Below are 14,049 nucleotides of genomic sequence, written 5' to 3' on the forward strand. Positions count from 1 at the left end.
AAACGGGTGCGGCTCCCGGCGTTGGAGCGCCGGGAGCCGCTGTAAAACCAGGCCAGTCCCTTCGTGAGAGGAACAGTCCCGTGACCACGATCTTCGCAGGTGAGACCCGTAAGAGCTACGCCGGAACCGGCCGTTCGACCCGCACCGCGGCGACCGTGGTGCCTGCCACCGGCACCGCCCTGGAGCAGCTGGTCGCGCTGACCGGCACCGACCCGGAGCTGTGGACCGGCCCGGTGCTGGAGGGCGAGATCGGGCGGCAGCGCCGTCTGGAGAGGGCCGCGACGGTCCTGCTGAAGATCCGCAACAAGGAGACCGCGCTGCGTGCCGCGGCCCTGTACCGCGAGGTCCTGGCCGAGCCGGCCGTCCTGGCGCCGGGTGTGCTGGTCGAGGACGACGCCGACCAGGCCGAGGCCGCGCCGGTGGTGGAGCCCAAGCCGGTGGTGCGCCTGATCGCCCGGCCGACGCTGGAGCGCACGGTCATGCAGGTCCTGGACACGACCGAGGTCTTCGGGCACGTGGTCGTGACGCTGGAACTCAAGCCGACGAAGTCGACCGAGGACTTCACCCACGCGGTCCGGGTCTACCGGGAGCTGCGGCTGATCGTCGACGGTGTCCGGCAGCCGGTGCAGCTGGAGCTGATGCTCGACCACGGCTTCTTCACCGAGATCGGGGCCCGGGCGGAGCACGCCGACGCGGTCGACGGCCTGTACGTCGACGCCGCCCTGCGCGGGATCGGTGTCCGGGAGGTGCGAGCAGCATGAGCACTTCGACGACGTCGACCGCCGACCGACTGCGGCGGCAGGCACTGGTGTCGACCTGGCTGTTCACCGGCCTGGTCCTGGCGGGCAACGCCTGGGCGCTGGGCCTGCGGACGACCTGGTGGGAGCGCGTGCTGCTGGCCCTGCCCCTGCTCGCCCTGGCGGTGATGGACAGCCGCGGAGTGGAGCTCGTCGTCGAGACGAGGATCGCGCTGACCCGGGGCCTGGCCCTGCTCGGCTGGATGCAGGTCCCCCTCGCGGTAGCCGGCGGCAGCTGGTGGGCCGGAGTCCACGCCGACCTCGGCACCCGCCTCGCCCTCGCCGCTGCCATCGGCCTGGTCGTGGTCCTGATCCGCTACGCCCCCTCGGCCCCGGCCCCCGCCGGAGGCCCGTGATGACGCGACGCGAACGCGCCCTGCACATCGCAGAAGAGGCTCTGATCAAGGTCCACGGCGACGTCCGGTTCTGGAAGGACCAGGACCTGGCGGACCGCCAGCTCCTGCTGCGCCGCTGCGAGGCGGACCTGGCCCGGATCACCCCGCAGGCCGTCCTGGCCCGGACGGAGGCGGCATGACCACCCCGACGTACAGCCCCAGCAGCACAGACCCCCACTTCCGGATCAGGGTCCTAGAGGAGACGATCACGGGCTACCGGCGGGACCTGGCGGAGCTCAACGCGGAGCTCGCCTCGGCCCTGGGGGCGGCGCTGGTCGCCCTGGACGACCCGCAGCTGGCGGTCACGCAGCTGCGCACGCTGATCGCCTCGGTGAAGAGCCAGGCCGAAGAGCAGGACTACCGGCTTGCCCCGCACTGGCGGGTGGTCGAGGCGGTCCTGGCCCGGAAGCCCGAACCGCTGGCCGTGCCGGCCGGGACGGAGGCGGCGTGATGGCCACCCCGACGAAGACGAAGAAGCCGGCCGCCACCGCGGCGAACCGGAACTGGAACCACAAGGACGGCAGCACCCCGCCGCCCGCCCGACGCAAGACGACCGCCCTGGTTGAGATGTGCCCGGACCCCGCCTGCGGCCTGGAGGCCGATCAGCTGGACAGCAGCTCGGATCCGACCCTGTGGGGCTGGATCCGCACCGAGGTCGTCGGCAGTAAGGAGCCCGCCCGCCTGTGGGACTCCGCGCAGTGCGCCGCCAGGGGCATCGCCCTGGCCCAACTCCGAATGGAGGCAGAGCAGTGAGCATCGACTACCGCGCCTCCCGGCGCGACGACAAGCGGCTCGAGCACGAGCTGGAGCTCGGGGTCCAGCAGCAGCTGGCCCAGCAGAAACTGGCCCAGCAGAAACTGGCGATCGAGGCGAAGGCGACCGAGCGTCAGGCGGACCGCGATGACGCCAAGGTCCAGGCCGAGGCCGCTCTCGCGTTGAAGACGCTGGAGGCCACCAACCAGCAGAACAAGGACCGTGAGGCGCGGGAGGCCAAGGAGAAGGCGTACAAGATCCGCAAGGCCGACAGGGCGAGGGCGAGGAAGGAGCGGCAGCAGCGCCGGGCGACGTTCGTCCGGTCCGCGCCGGCCTGGGTCGCGGAACACCTGGACCTGGCCGCCGCGCTGGTGGTGATGGCCTGCTCCATCGTCCCGGCGTTGATCTCGCAGGCCACGACGCTGAACCACATGGGCCTGGACCTGGTCATGGTCGTGCTGCTCCCGGTGATGCTCGAGTGCTCGGCCTGGGCTGCGACCGCTGCCGAGGCCAAGGCGCTCAAAGCGAACCGCGCGGCGTGGCCCTACCGGATCGCCGCCTGGCTGTTCGCGCTGCTGGCCGCGTCGATCAACTGGCAGACCGGGCTTTCGGTCGGAGGCCGGGGGAACAACGTGCGCGCCGCGATGGTGCTGGCCGCGTCGTCGATCGTTCCGGTCGCCCTGTGGCAGCTGATCCAGATCGGTCGGCACCGCGAGGCGAAGGCCTTGCAGCGGGCCGAGCGGAAGCGGCTGGCCAACGAACGCCGGGACCGGCGTGAGCGGGGCAAGAAGTACCCGGAGGTCTGGGACTGCGCGATGCGGCTGCGGGCGATCGCCGGACACGACGCGCTGACGGAGCAGAAGGCGTGGCTCGCCGCGTACGCCGTGTTCGAGGGGGCGGGCGAGGACGCACTCCCGCCGGAGCTGATGGTCCTGCTGAGTGCGGAGATGCTCGGCATTCGGGTGCAGGCGGAGGAGCTGCTCGCGGTGATCCTCGCGGACTACCACCGGGCCCGTGCGGAGCGGCTGAAGGTGACCGACGCCGGTGCGCTCCAGGCGGCTCCGGAGGAGTCCGCGCCGACCGGTGAGACGGACCGTGAACCGTCCGTCTACGTGTCCGCGGACGGGGTCGTGAATCCCCCCACGCGGGACGCCGGAGAGCCCATTTCAGGGCTGCTGGACCGGTTCGGAAACCCCCTGTATCGGACGGTATCACCGCAGATCAACCCGTTCGTCCCCCTGCCCGCGCCTACAACCGCGCCCGCCCCCGCGCGGACACCTGCGCGGACACCGCGCACGCGTGTGGAGCCCGCCGGACGGAACCTGTCCGAGGGCGCGAAGAAGGCCGCCGCGCAGACCGCGAAGACGTTCGACACGGACGAAAACCGAGTCCTGGACCAGTGGGTCGCGGACCAGATCCGAGCCTCGAAGGACGGGGCAGCTCCGCACTGGAAGGCCGTCCTTGCGGAGTCCATGCGGCTGCGCACCAAGGCCAACGAGCAGCTCCCCCAGAGGCGCCGGGCCAAGGTCGTCCAGCCGCCCAGCCGGACCTGGGTCTACGAGCGGATCGCGGCCGGGAAGAAGCTCGCCGCGAACGGCGGACTGCACGTCGTCAGGAGCGCCTGATGACCACGACGACCGAGTCCGAGGCCGTCGCGGCCTGGATCGCCGAGCAGCTCGCGGACGGACGCACCGTCACCATCGCGCAGGTGCACCGGCACACCACCGCCCTGCGCACCCAGCACCATGACCAGACCGGCGAGCAGCCGGCCCCGGTCGCGGGACCGTCCCGGTCCTGGTGCTGGGACCGGATCCACCAGGCCGTCGCGAGCCTGGAAAGGCGGTCCTGATGTCCGCCCGGTTCTACGACCCCGAGGGCAAGCGCTACGGCCTGCCGACCTGGCCATACCGCCTGGCCCCGGACGGCTACGAGACGAAGGAGCAGCTGCGCCGCCGGGGCCTGGCGCCCGGCTCCCAGCCGGTCGCCGGCCAGCTGATGTGGTGCTCCCGCAAGGCACAGCGCAAGGGCGGAATCCGCACCGCCTCGCTGTACCGGACCGAACTGGCCCGGCCGGTCAACCCAATGACTCCGGGCCGGTGGCGCTCCCACGCGGCGGCGATGCTCGCCCGCCGGACCTGCCCCGAGTGCGGCATCGACCGCGGCTATGTGATCCCGACCAGCCTCGGCGCCTGCGTCCCGTGCCTGGACGGCCCGGCCGTCGCGGCCGCTGCCTGACCCGGCCTCCCCGAGCCCCTGACGAACAGCGCCACCTGCACGAACTGCGACGCCCACGCTCCCCTACGCCATTTCCGCAGGGGCGGGGCCGGTCCCGCCTGCCAGCACACTCCCGGCCCCGCCCATTCCCCCCTTGAAGGAGCAGCACCAGCATGACGGAGATCAATGTCGAAGGCCCCGGTGGTGCCGCGCAGCGCGCCACCCTCCTGCACCAGGCCGTGGAACTGGTCGTCAGTACCCAGTTCGGGTCCGCTTCGATGCTGCAGCGCAAGCTGCGGATCGGTTTCGAGATGGCGCAGCGGCTGCTGGCGGAGATGGAGAACCGCAACATCGTCGGACCCGTGGACGGGTCCAAGGCCCGGGAGGTGCTGGCCTCGCCAGCGGAGCTGGACTTCATCCTGGCCCGCCTCGGCGAGCCCGACGCCCAGGTCCTCGCGTTCCCGGCGCAGCGCGACGGATCGGAGGGGCCGCAGGACTCGGTGTACGCGCCGGTCGGCTTCGGCAAGGCCCCCGAGGACGCCCGCCCCGCAGGTGTCGACGACGAGGACGACGACGGCACCGAGCTGTACGACGAGGACGACACGACCGCAGGGGGTGACACCGACGACGAGGACGAGGACTGGGAGCCGGGGTGGCGTACGCGCACCCGGGACCTGCCGGGCGTGCCCGGGATCTTCACCGGTGCCGACTTCAAGCAGGCCGTCGTGGACCTGTACCACGACGTCCGGCACCTGGCGTGGCACGGTTTCACCCACTCGCCGGTGTACGCGGCGAAGCTGACCGTGGGCCAGGTCCCGCACGCCGGCCGCTACTACGCCCACCTGGCCTCCGACGTCGCGAAGTGGATCTACGCGACCGAGGACGCCGCGGTCCTGCACGAGCTGCGCGGCGCGAAGGTCAAGGACCGGATGCGGATCAAGGCCGCCGCCCAGGTGCTCCGCAAGGAGCGCAAGCGCCGCTCCCTGAAGGCGTCGGGGCTGCTGCTCGCCGCGGCGATCGCGCTGACGGTGGAGACGGTCCTGGTCCACGCGAACACCCCGGGCTGGGTGGGCTGGGTGCCGCCCGGGGACTGGGGCTTCGCGATGCTGATGATGGTCACCACCCTGGTCGGGGTCGGCGCGATCGCCCAGCGGGTGCGCCGCCACGTCGCGGTCGTCGACGAGAACGGCGAGCTGTTCATGGCGCCGGTCGCCGACGACGACCCGTTCCCGATCCGCGAGGCCCGCACCCGGGCCGAGGCCGTGGACTGCGTGCGCCGCGTTCTGGGCGCGAACGGCATCGTCGTCGCGGAGGTCACCGACCCGCACCGGCACCGCTGGGGCTGGGAGGTCACCGTCAAGCTCAAGTCCGGTACCCCGGACCAGATCGTCTCCAAGGCCTCCAACCTGGAGACCCCGCTCGGCCTGGGCGAGGACCGGCTCCTGGTCCAGCCGCACCGCAGCGAGCGAGCCCGGGCCACCCTGCGCCTGGTCCAGCGCGACCCCTTCTCCAACATGGGCGTCCTGCCCCGGCAGAACCCGGGGTGCTCGAAGATCAGCGACCCGCTGCTGTTCGCCAAGCGCATGGACGGCGTGCCGTTCGAGGTCGTGTTCATGGGCACCCACGTCCTGGTCGTCGGCTCCTCCGGATCGGGCAAGTCGGTGGTGCTGCGCGGGATCGGCGAGCGGGTCAGCAACTGCGAGGACGCCCAGGTCTGGGACCTGGACGCCTCCGGTGCGGGCCTGGACGCCCTGGGCGCGGCGGTCGCCCGCCGGGCCCGCAGCAGCGGCCTGAACGACAAGGGCGAGAAGGTGATGCCCGACATCGAGCAGGCCCTGGCCGACGCCCTGGCCATCGCGGACGCCCGGGCGCAGAACCTGGTGCCGTGGGGCCACGGCGACAACTGGGTCCCCTCGCCGAGCGAGCCCGCGATCGTGCTGCTCATCGACGAATTCAAATCCCTTTCCAAGCGGTCCAAGGAATTGGCCGTCGCGATTCTCGACGTCGGCCGCAAGAGCCGGGTGTCGCTGGTCATCGGCTCCCTGGACGGCACCGAGGCCACGCTCGGGGACGCGATCGCGGCGAACGTGGCGATCCGCATCATGCTCCCGTGCCGCGGCACCGACGTCCCGCTGGTCTTCGGCGGCGGCGCGATCGGAGCGGGGTGGCGCCCGGACCGGCTGCACCCGCACGTGGAGGGCACCCCGGTCGAGGACTCCGACGTCGGCTGCTTCTACGTCATGGGCGGCGGCTCCCGCGAGCCGCTGTTGCACCGCTCCTACCCCCTGGACTCCAAGGAAGCGGCGCGGCGCGGGGCGGCCCGGGCCGAGGCCGGCATTCCGGCGGTGGACAAGCGCTCGCTGAAGGCGGCGAAGGTCACCCTGCCCGACCGGCCGCGCGTCCAGCCCGTCGACGCCGTCCCGTCGGTGGCCGGCGGGGCGGACCTGGACGAGGGGGTCCGCAGCGTGCTGGAAGCGGTCGCCAAGGGCATCGGTGCGGTCGGCTCGCCCGGTCGCAAGAGTGCGGGCCAGGCCCACCTGGACACCCTCGCCGCCTGGCTGGCCGAGCAGGTCCCGGACCGCTGCGCGGGCTGGCAGATCGGGGACCTGTCCTCGCTGCTGAAGGCCGCCGGGGTCGCCACCTCCGGTTCGGTCCGGGTCTCGGGTGTCGAGGGTCCGCGCACCGGAGTGCGCATTGAGGACATTCTCAATGCTCTCAACACCGACCAGACCACCACATAACAGGACGAACCACCCCTCTACCTGCCGCTCTACGTGCCGACCCGGCTCTACGTAGAGACGAGCGAGAGACCGCGTAGAGCGGCACGTAGAGGGCTCTGACCTGCGATGACACCGAAGTAGAGCGACGTAGAGCATCCGATACGCACCAAATGCCGGAATGTAGAGCCCGTGCTGACGATCATGAAAAGGAGCCCGAGATGGCCCCCACCAGCACCAGCAAGGCCCCCGCGAAGAAGGCACCAGCCAAGAAGCCCACCGCCGCCCCGAAGCGCCCGGCCCAGCCGAAGAAGCCCGCCGACCGCCCCGCCGGCGGCAAGAAGCGCAGCGCGAAGAAGAAGACCGGGCCCCTGGGCGGCGCACGCGCCCAGCGGCTGTCCCAGCACCTGAAGTGGATCCGCCGCCACCCCATCAGCTCGCTGGCCGCGCTCGGCATCACCATCAGCCTGGTCGCAGGCAGGGCAGCGCGACCTGCCGCCCGCCTGGCCGCCAAGCAGGCCCGCCGGGCGGCCCTGGCCACCGGCGAGGCATGGCGCCGCCGCAAGGAGGGCAAGCGCTCCGCCCTTCCGCCGAAGAAGCCCTCCCACGCCACCTGCCAGTACTGCAAGGGCACCGGCGTGATCCCCAAGCACCACCCCGACGGCACCTTCGCCGGATCCATCAAATGCCCCAAGCGCGCCGCCTGACCAGCACACCCACCAACGCGCGCCCGGTGCCGGAGCAGCACCGCCCCCCGGCACCGGGCGCGCCCGACCCCGCACCGAACCCGGCAGCTGGAGGCCCCCGTGCACCGCCACCTCATCCTCGCCATCACCACCGTCGCCCCCACCGCAGCCGGCGGGGACCAGCGCATCGCCCTGTCCGTCCCGCTGCTGCTCACCGCCGTCACGATCGCCGTGGTCTGGCGCAGCACGGCCAAGGTCTGGCACGCGCTGCTGTTCACCGCCACCGGCGTCGCCATCGCCGCCTCCTCCATGGGCGGACCGGCCCGTGCGCTCATCAACACCGCCTTCGGCTGGCTGGGCTCCATCCACTTCTGACCAGCTCACCGCTACCTGAAAGGACCGCGCCATGGCGCACACCCCGCCCCGCGGCAACACCGGCCCCTGGGAGCCGATAGCCCTGACCGTCACCGGGCGCATGCTCCTGCCCGGCACCGCAATGGTCGAGATCGGGCGCTTCGGCTTCGGCGGCGATTATCTGGACTGCACGGTCTGCGGCGCCGAGAAGGGCCTGCTGCTGGAGACCACCGACGTTCCCGGCGACACCGTCACCGTCACCTGCCCCAACTGCCGCCACGAGCAGCACGACGAGTCCCGGCTCACCCAGACCCAGCTCCTGGACTACCTCGCCTTCCTGCACGGCGATGACCCCGACGGCGACTACGCCCAGGACCTGCTGGACGGACGCACGATCACCGAGCAGCCCGCCGACCAGGACCCGCCCGAGCACGGCGGCCCCGGAGCCGCCGAGGCCGACCCCGACGGCGACACCACGGCCGGCGGTGACCGCCAGGCCTCCGGGGCACCCGTCGACCGCGGCCGCCAGCGCAGCAGTTGGGGCAGCATCCGCTCCGGCCGCACCAACTGACCCGCTCCGCGGAAGCAGGGCCGCCCCCGGATGCGGCTGGCGCCCCTGCCCCTGATCCCGCGTCCGGTGCCGGCGAGGCACCGACCCCGGCACCGGACGCGCCTCACTCTTCCCAGCTCCACCGACCTGGAAGGTCCGCTATGACCACGCCGACCCCCGCCCGGACGCTGCGCTACCTGTGCGCCGACTGGCTGGTGAGCAACGCCGATCGCGAACCCGACCGCGTCCTGCGCCGCATCGCCCAGACCGCAGCCGACCACATCGCCGCGGCCTACTCCACGACCCTGGCCCCGCTCGTGCCCGGCCCGGACCACTGGACCCCCTTTCATGAGGCGCGCCGCGACGGCTCGCGCCGCGACTGGTACCCCGAGCTGGCCGTCGCCTACCTCGGCGACAGCACCTGGCTGCTGCTCTCCGTCTGGGACTACGACCCGATCGTGCACCGGCTGCTGCTGGTCACCCCCTGCGACCTGCACGGCGGCTACCGCACCCACTGGGTCCAGCACTCCCGCGACCCGCACCACGGCCCCCAGCTGCTCGGCAGCAAGGTGGTGCCCGGCGATGAGGAGGACCTGGCCCTGCTCCTGGAGCAGCTGGACCGGACCCCGTGCCCCGGCGACTGCGGCAGCGTCCCCTCCCCCGCCGCCGACCTGGCCCTCCGCTCCTCCTGACCGCCCCTCACCTGCGACGACCCACAACGGATTGGACCCGCTTGGCATCGAAACCGAAGGTCATCGCCGTGATGACCGAACCTCCGCCGCCCGACTGGTGGGCGCGCCACAAGGCCTGGTTTTGCACCGTCGTGGGGCTGGTCCTGGGGCTGTGGATCGGCAGCGGCTGCGCAGTCCAGGACCTCGCCCCGATACCCGCCACCAGCCCCAGCCCCACGGTGACCAGCACCTCTGCACCCCGTCCGACACCCAGCCACACAAAAGCAAAGTAGTGCTTGGCCAAGACTAGACAGGCCAAGTTGGATTTGGCATTCTTATGGAGCGGGCCCAACCAGGGACCGCCACCCGAAGGGGGAAACACCATGCTGCTCGGCATAGGCGACGTCGTCCGCATCACCCGCTCGCAGACCCTCGGCACCGTCCTCGGCGTGGCCCACCACGCCAGCGGAAACCTCGTCTCGCTGCGCGTGGCCGGCACGACCCCGGTCACCGTGACGCCCGGCGAGCTGGAGCTGGTCGCCCGCGGCCTCAAGCCGATGACCACCACCCGGGCGATCGCCACGCTGCTGTTCGGCCTCATCGCCGTCGCCCTGGCGATCGGCAACGTGATCTACCTGAACCAGCACCACATCAACGTCTGGATGCTCGCGTTCGTCGCCCAGGCCACCCTCACCAGCATCTTCGCCTACCTGATCGGGCTGTTCCTGCGCCCGCGCCGCGTCGCCGTCTGACCCCGCCCCCGGGGCGGGCACCAGGTCGCCAAACTCAGCCGCCCGCCCCGGGCCCACCGACCACCCGAACCACAACCCGAGAGGCAGCACATGACCACCGAGCGCACCTTCACCGCCGTCCACCTCGGCCCCGTCGACCTGAACAGCCCCACCGGCACGGTCCGCGTCAGCGCCGACCCCAAGCTCACCGCCGCCATGGTCGTGGTCCGCACCAAGGACGACACCGGCGTCTCGGCCGACGCCGTCAACGCCACCCGGTTCAGCAACGAGAGCGACGGCACCCTGATGGTGCGCGTCCCCGAGATCCGCTCCACCACGCAGAACACCGTCCGGCGCAGCAGCAACGGGAACGTGATCGTCACCCAGACCATCGGCACCGTCCACGCCGGTCAGCGCATCACCGGACTGACCATCGGCAGCGACGGCACCATGACCTTCGGTGCCGGAAGCCGGGTCACCCTCGGCGACGGCACCACGATCGGCAGCAGCGAGATCGAGGTCCTGGTCTTCCTGCCCATCCCCGCCGCGCTGCGCCTCAAGACCGTCTCCGCCGACCTGGAGGCCCGGGGCCACCTGGCCGCCGTGCACTTCACCTCCATCAGCGGCGACATCACCGGCGGCGACATCGACCAGCTCACCGTCTCCACCACTTCCGGCGACGTCGACGTGTCCCGCGTCAGCGCGCTGCTGAGCGTCAAGAGCGTCTCCGGCGACATCGAGGTCAACCGGTACGAGGGCAGCGACGCCCAGGTCACCACCGTTTCCGGCGACGTCGAGATCACCGCAACCGCCCGGGCCGCCGGCCGACTCCAGGCCACCAGCGTTTCCGGCGACGTCGACCTGCGCGGCAGCGCCGCCCTGGACGTCCGCGCCAGCACCGTCAGCGGGCGCAAGCGCATTCGCTGACGTCGCCCCGGGACGGCCGCCAGGTCGCCAAACTCAACCGGCCGTCCCGGGCCCACCGACACCCGATCGAACCGACAGGGGCGGGTGACCACATCATCCCGCAACCAGCACCACGAGGAGCCGATCATGAGCCCCCGCCCCACCCCTGAGCAGCTCAGCGCCCTGCAAGCCCGACTCGCCCAGGCCAGCACCGACCGTGACCAGCGCAAGACCGAGGCCATCGAGGCCATCGAGACCCAGTTCTGGACCGCGATCGCTGCCGAGATCAACGGCGACGACAGCTACTTCGGCATCCAGAAGGACATCGCCGACGCCCTCGGCGTCACCCGCGAGACCATCCGCACCCAGCTCAAGAAGTACGCCCCTCCGGCCTGACGACTGGCCGTGCCGGACCGCCTCGCCCCCTTTGGGGCGGGTCGGCCCGGACGCGGGGAAGCGAGCAGACCGAACCCGACAAGGAAGGCACCGCGATGAACACCCAGCAGCCCCCGGCTCCCGGTCAGCTCCCCACCACTGCCAGCATCGTCCACCTGGCCTGGGAGAACTTCGGCCGCTTCGCCCCCGCGATCACCACCACCACCGTCCTGGCCCTGGCCCGCTACTGGAACGAGAACGGTGCCCGGCACAGCGTCGGCGACGCTGCCCTGATGATTGCCCTGGCAGCCGGAAGCGGCATCACCGGCGGCATCAGCGCACTGGGCCAGAACGGCTCCACCACCGCCTCGGTGGTCGGATTCGCCGGAGCCGGCGTGTGCTCGGTCGTCGCCGCCACCGCCTACAGCGCCACCTGGCCACTGCCGTTGATCCTGTGGGTCATCGTCACCGCCGGCATCTACGCCCTGGCCAACGACCACTGGCGCAAGGCCAAGGAGGCCCGCCTCGCAGCCCAGCGCACCTACGCCCTGCGCTCCATGGAACGCCAGGCCGACTACGACATCGCCGACCGCAAGGCCACCTCCCGCGAGCAGACAGCCAAGATCAAGGCCGAGTCCACCGAGTACGCCTACCAGATCATCGACGCACTCCAGGCCCGCCAGCGCGTGAACCCCGACACCGCCGCGAGCGCCGAAGACGTCCTGCGCAACTCCGGCACCGCCACCGACCGCGCCTTCTGGCACGTCGTGTCCGGCCAGTAGCCACCACCAACCCACCGCCGGGCCTTAACCCGGCTAACGCGCCCGGTGTGACGCGCCCCTGCCTTTCCCCCTTCTCCGGCTCAGCCGAATGGAGCCTCGCCATGCTCTTCGACTTCCCCTCGTACCGGGCCTGGAGGTGTTCCGGTCCTACGTTCGTGGACCTGTGCCGTAGCACCGATGAGGAGTTCAGCCACCCCGACCCCGGCGAGTCCTGGCACCCGCGCCACCGGCACGCTGAGCAACTCGCGGTTGCCCGCTCCCTGGCCTGGTCCAGCCGCTCCGGCTATCTCCCGACCAACGGGAGCACCGCCACCGAGAACTGCCGCCCCGTGGTCCAGGGCATCGGCCTGGACCAGGCAGTCCTCAACCGGCTGACGGCCGCAGCCCGCGCTGATGGAATCGAACCGGTCGTTCACCACATCGACCGTCCCAGTTCCATGCGCAGCGTGCCCCGCAGCGCCTTCCACCGGGGTCCTCTGGACCTGGAGGAGCCCGATGCCCCCGCCTTCCTGGGGCAGGCGTTCACTCTTCAGCGCTTCGCAAAGCGCCTGGCCCGCCACACCGGTCAGGCCCTGCACGAGCTCGGGAACCTGTGGCAGGCGACGCTGATCTGCGACACCAACGCGGAGTTGCGTGCGGTCCTCGACCGCTTCAGCGGGCGTGACCAGTACCGCTGGTCCCCGAGCGGCCCCACCACCCACGACGCCGACCTGGGCGGCAGCGGCTACCCGGTACTCGGCAGCACCTACAGCCGCCACTTCACCCACCCCGGGCTGCCCGGTGTCACTGTCAGCGTCCACCACTACGTCACCCCCGGACGCGACGACACCTTTGCCGTCCTGCGCTCCCGCTCCCGTACTCGTGCGACTGGCGAAGCACCGCGCACCTGGACCATGCACGAGCTCGGCACTGTGCCCGACAACGGCCGCCCGACCCTGGCAGAAGCCCACACCCTGGCTCGCAGCCTCAACGACCGGCTCTCGGGCACCGACGTCGACTGGGACGAGGACGACTTCGATCCTCAGGGATTTTTCGACCTGCACCGGTCGACCGGCGACTGATACCCCGATCCGTTCCACCACCACCCCATCCACCGGCTCAGCCGAACGGAGCTCCGCCATGCCCCTGACCCCGACCAGCCACCCCGACCTGATGATCCTCGCCGACCCCTGGCACGCCCGCCGCGACCGCCACCTGGTCGACGCCGTCAGCGCCCTGGCCGAGCACCTGATCCCCGCCGTCGCCCACGCCACCGGCACCGACGTCCCGTTCACATTCCTCTCGATCTCCACTCTCTCCAGCTCCGCCTGGAAGATGGAGGCGATCCTGCACCGCCACCTGATCGGCCGCCAGAACCCGCTCCGCCTTCTCCAGCACGTCGCCACCAACTGGCGCGGCCTGGCCCGGGCCGAAGCGCGCACTGCCCTGTACCGCCACGATGCCGCCTGGATCGCAGTCAACCCCCAGAGGCTGCGCGACATGACCACGGACCAGCTGGTCGACGTGCTCGGCCACGAGCTGGTCCACGCCACCCAGCTCACCACCCCGGACGGCTCCGCCCGGTACATCGCCGACCTGCGCCACAACTACAAGGTCGCCGAACACAGCCGCCTCGACCTCGCCCAGGCCGACCTGATCGTCGCCGAGCATGAACTCGCCGCCTACCAGGCCGAAGCACCGATCCGCGAAGCCGTCCGCCTTCACCGCGCTGGCCAGCTCCCCGCGGCCCGGCCGGCGCTCGCCCCGCAGCTCCAGCCCTGGGACATGGTCGGCCGCGCCGAGGACCACCACGACCATGTCTGCTCCGACCAGGTCCCCGCGCAGCTGCTGCTGGAGACCCTGCGCTACGCCAGCCCGGCCACCGAGGTCGCCGACTGGGTCCGCGACCTCGCCTACCAGCTGCAGGAAGTGGACGGCCAGCAGGGCGCTGCCGACCAGCTGGCCGACGCGGTCGCGCTGCTGGAGCAGGCCGCCGAACTGATCGGCGAGAGCGTCCTGGAAATCGCCGACACGGAGGAGTTCATCTTCCACGCCGACGACGTCGACGCCTTCGAGCACCCCGACGGCCCGGACCCGGTCACCCTCTCCCCCGCCCGCCAGCCCGTCGCCGTCGGCTGA

19 protein-coding genes and 1 pseudogene are annotated in these 14,049 nt (G+C 71.5%); 19 read left to right on the plus strand and 1 reads right to left on the minus strand.

Annotation, left to right across the window (positions count from 1 at the left end):
• Positions 1-80 precede the first annotated feature (80 nt).
• The 13 genes and pseudogenes from ABH925_RS30790 to ABH925_RS30850 all read left to right on the plus strand — a co-directional run bounded on the left by ABH925_RS30790 (position 81) and on the right by ABH925_RS30850 (position 9,158).
• Entirely contained in the window at positions 81-761 is a 681-nt protein-coding gene (locus tag ABH925_RS30790; protein WP_370153272.1) for a hypothetical protein, read from the plus strand.
• Positions 758-1,153: a hypothetical protein gene (locus ABH925_RS30795; RefSeq protein WP_370153274.1), complete on the plus strand. Its 396-nt coding sequence runs from the start codon at positions 758-760 to the stop codon at positions 1,151-1,153. The genes ABH925_RS30790 and ABH925_RS30795 overlap by 4 nt, the downstream gene beginning before the upstream one ends.
• Positions 1,153-1,332, plus strand: coding sequence for a hypothetical protein (locus ABH925_RS30800; RefSeq protein ID WP_370153275.1), 180 nt, complete (start codon positions 1,153-1,155; stop codon positions 1,330-1,332). Before ABH925_RS30795 ends, ABH925_RS30800 begins: the two co-directional genes overlap by 1 nt.
• Complete coding sequence (locus tag ABH925_RS30805; protein ID WP_370153277.1) at positions 1,329-1,643, plus strand: hypothetical protein; 315 nt, start codon at positions 1,329-1,331, stop codon at positions 1,641-1,643. The genes ABH925_RS30800 and ABH925_RS30805 overlap by 4 nt, the downstream gene beginning before the upstream one ends.
• Positions 1,643-1,945: a hypothetical protein gene (locus ABH925_RS30810; RefSeq protein ID WP_370153279.1), complete on the plus strand. Its 303-nt coding sequence runs from the start codon at positions 1,643-1,645 to the stop codon at positions 1,943-1,945. The genes ABH925_RS30805 and ABH925_RS30810 overlap by 1 nt, the downstream gene beginning before the upstream one ends.
• Entirely contained in the window at positions 1,942-3,570 is a 1,629-nt protein-coding gene (locus ABH925_RS30815) for a hypothetical protein (protein WP_370153281.1), read from the plus strand. The genes ABH925_RS30810 and ABH925_RS30815 overlap by 4 nt, the downstream gene beginning before the upstream one ends.
• On the plus strand, positions 3,570-3,794 hold the full coding sequence (locus ABH925_RS30820; protein WP_370153283.1) for a hypothetical protein: 225 nt from the start codon (positions 3,570-3,572) through the stop codon (positions 3,792-3,794). The genes ABH925_RS30815 and ABH925_RS30820 overlap by 1 nt, the downstream gene beginning before the upstream one ends.
• Positions 3,794-4,180, plus strand: coding sequence for an RRQRL motif-containing zinc-binding protein (locus tag ABH925_RS30825; RefSeq protein ID WP_370153285.1), 387 nt, complete (start codon positions 3,794-3,796; stop codon positions 4,178-4,180). The genes ABH925_RS30820 and ABH925_RS30825 overlap by 1 nt, the downstream gene beginning before the upstream one ends.
• Positions 4,181-4,383: 203 nt before the next feature.
• Positions 4,384-4,599, plus strand: a pseudogene (locus tag ABH925_RS30830) (DNA translocase FtsK); the annotation flags it as partial.
• Positions 4,600-7,097: 2,498 nt separating this feature from the next.
• On the plus strand, positions 7,098-7,583 hold the full coding sequence (locus ABH925_RS30835; protein WP_370153287.1) for a hypothetical protein: 486 nt from the start codon (positions 7,098-7,100) through the stop codon (positions 7,581-7,583).
• A 99-nt stretch (positions 7,584-7,682) separates the two neighbouring features.
• Positions 7,683-7,937, plus strand: coding sequence for a hypothetical protein (locus ABH925_RS30840; RefSeq protein ID WP_370153289.1), 255 nt, complete (start codon positions 7,683-7,685; stop codon positions 7,935-7,937).
• A gap of 31 nt (positions 7,938-7,968) precedes the next feature.
• Positions 7,969-8,487: a hypothetical protein gene (locus ABH925_RS30845; protein WP_370153291.1), complete on the plus strand. Its 519-nt coding sequence runs from the start codon at positions 7,969-7,971 to the stop codon at positions 8,485-8,487.
• 140 nt (positions 8,488-8,627) lie between these two features.
• The gene (locus tag ABH925_RS30850) at positions 8,628-9,158 is read left to right on the plus strand and encodes a hypothetical protein (protein ID WP_370153293.1); all 531 of its coding nucleotides are present in this window, start codon (positions 8,628-8,630) and stop codon (positions 9,156-9,158) included.
• A gap of 7 nt (positions 9,159-9,165) precedes the next feature.
• Here ABH925_RS30850 and ABH925_RS30855 read toward each other — a convergent pair whose 3' ends face one another.
• Positions 9,166-9,441 carry a hypothetical protein gene (locus ABH925_RS30855; protein WP_370153294.1) on the minus strand — a complete coding sequence of 92 codons (276 nt, stop codon included), beginning with the start codon at positions 9,439-9,441 and terminating at the stop codon, positions 9,166-9,168.
• A 79-nt stretch (positions 9,442-9,520) separates the two neighbouring features.
• Here ABH925_RS30855 and ABH925_RS30860 point away from each other — a divergent pair, with 79 nt between their 5' ends.
• The 6 genes from ABH925_RS30860 to ABH925_RS30885 all read left to right on the plus strand — a co-directional run bounded on the left by ABH925_RS30860 (position 9,521) and on the right by ABH925_RS30885 (position 14,049).
• Complete coding sequence (locus ABH925_RS30860) at positions 9,521-9,889, plus strand: hypothetical protein (RefSeq protein WP_370153296.1); 369 nt, start codon at positions 9,521-9,523, stop codon at positions 9,887-9,889.
• 90 nt (positions 9,890-9,979) lie between these two features.
• A complete protein-coding gene (locus tag ABH925_RS30865; RefSeq protein ID WP_370153298.1) occupies positions 9,980-10,795 on the plus strand; it encodes a DUF4097 family beta strand repeat-containing protein in 816 nt (271 codons plus the stop codon).
• 126 nt (positions 10,796-10,921) lie between these two features.
• Entirely contained in the window at positions 10,922-11,170 is a 249-nt protein-coding gene (locus tag ABH925_RS30870; protein WP_370153300.1) for a hypothetical protein, read from the plus strand.
• A gap of 95 nt (positions 11,171-11,265) precedes the next feature.
• Positions 11,266-11,931 carry a hypothetical protein gene (locus ABH925_RS30875; RefSeq protein WP_370153301.1) on the plus strand — a complete coding sequence of 222 codons (666 nt, stop codon included), beginning with the start codon at positions 11,266-11,268 and terminating at the stop codon, positions 11,929-11,931.
• 101 nt (positions 11,932-12,032) lie between these two features.
• Positions 12,033-12,992 (plus strand): hypothetical protein, encoded by a 960-nt coding sequence (locus ABH925_RS30880; RefSeq protein ID WP_370153303.1) that lies wholly within the window; start codon positions 12,033-12,035, stop codon positions 12,990-12,992.
• A gap of 58 nt (positions 12,993-13,050) precedes the next feature.
• Positions 13,051-14,049, plus strand: a complete 999-nt coding sequence (locus ABH925_RS30885) for a hypothetical protein (protein ID WP_370153305.1) — start codon at positions 13,051-13,053, stop codon at positions 14,047-14,049.

Source organism: Streptacidiphilus sp. EB129, from assembly GCF_041262645.1.
Classification (GTDB): domain Bacteria; phylum Actinomycetota; class Actinomycetes; order Streptomycetales; family Streptomycetaceae; genus Streptacidiphilus.

Excerpts from the sequence above, each read along its gene's own strand:
- ABH925_RS30795 (WP_370153274.1), top strand. The coding sequence starts at position 758 with ATGAGCACTTCGACGACGTCGACCGCCGACCGACTGCGGCGGCAGGCA.
- ABH925_RS30800 (WP_370153275.1), top strand. The coding sequence starts at position 1,153 with ATGACGCGACGCGAACGCGCCCTGCACATCGCAGAAGAGGCTCTGATC.
- ABH925_RS30805 (WP_370153277.1), top strand. The coding sequence starts at position 1,329 with ATGACCACCCCGACGTACAGCCCCAGCAGCACAGACCCCCACTTCCGG.
- ABH925_RS30810 (WP_370153279.1), top strand. The coding sequence starts at position 1,643 with ATGGCCACCCCGACGAAGACGAAGAAGCCGGCCGCCACCGCGGCGAAC.
- ABH925_RS30820 (WP_370153283.1), top strand. The coding sequence starts at position 3,570 with ATGACCACGACGACCGAGTCCGAGGCCGTCGCGGCCTGGATCGCCGAG.
- ABH925_RS30825 (WP_370153285.1), top strand. The coding sequence starts at position 3,794 with ATGTCCGCCCGGTTCTACGACCCCGAGGGCAAGCGCTACGGCCTGCCG.
- ABH925_RS30835 (WP_370153287.1), top strand. The coding sequence starts at position 7,098 with ATGGCCCCCACCAGCACCAGCAAGGCCCCCGCGAAGAAGGCACCAGCC.
- ABH925_RS30845 (WP_370153291.1), top strand. The coding sequence starts at position 7,969 with ATGGCGCACACCCCGCCCCGCGGCAACACCGGCCCCTGGGAGCCGATA.
- ABH925_RS30850 (WP_370153293.1), top strand. The coding sequence starts at position 8,628 with ATGACCACGCCGACCCCCGCCCGGACGCTGCGCTACCTGTGCGCCGAC.
- ABH925_RS30860 (WP_370153296.1), top strand. The coding sequence starts at position 9,521 with ATGCTGCTCGGCATAGGCGACGTCGTCCGCATCACCCGCTCGCAGACC.
- ABH925_RS30865 (WP_370153298.1), top strand. The coding sequence starts at position 9,980 with ATGACCACCGAGCGCACCTTCACCGCCGTCCACCTCGGCCCCGTCGAC.
- ABH925_RS30870 (WP_370153300.1), top strand. The coding sequence starts at position 10,922 with ATGAGCCCCCGCCCCACCCCTGAGCAGCTCAGCGCCCTGCAAGCCCGA.
- ABH925_RS30875 (WP_370153301.1), top strand. The coding sequence starts at position 11,266 with ATGAACACCCAGCAGCCCCCGGCTCCCGGTCAGCTCCCCACCACTGCC.
- ABH925_RS30880 (WP_370153303.1), top strand. The coding sequence starts at position 12,033 with ATGCTCTTCGACTTCCCCTCGTACCGGGCCTGGAGGTGTTCCGGTCCT.
- ABH925_RS30885 (WP_370153305.1), top strand. The coding sequence starts at position 13,051 with ATGCCCCTGACCCCGACCAGCCACCCCGACCTGATGATCCTCGCCGAC.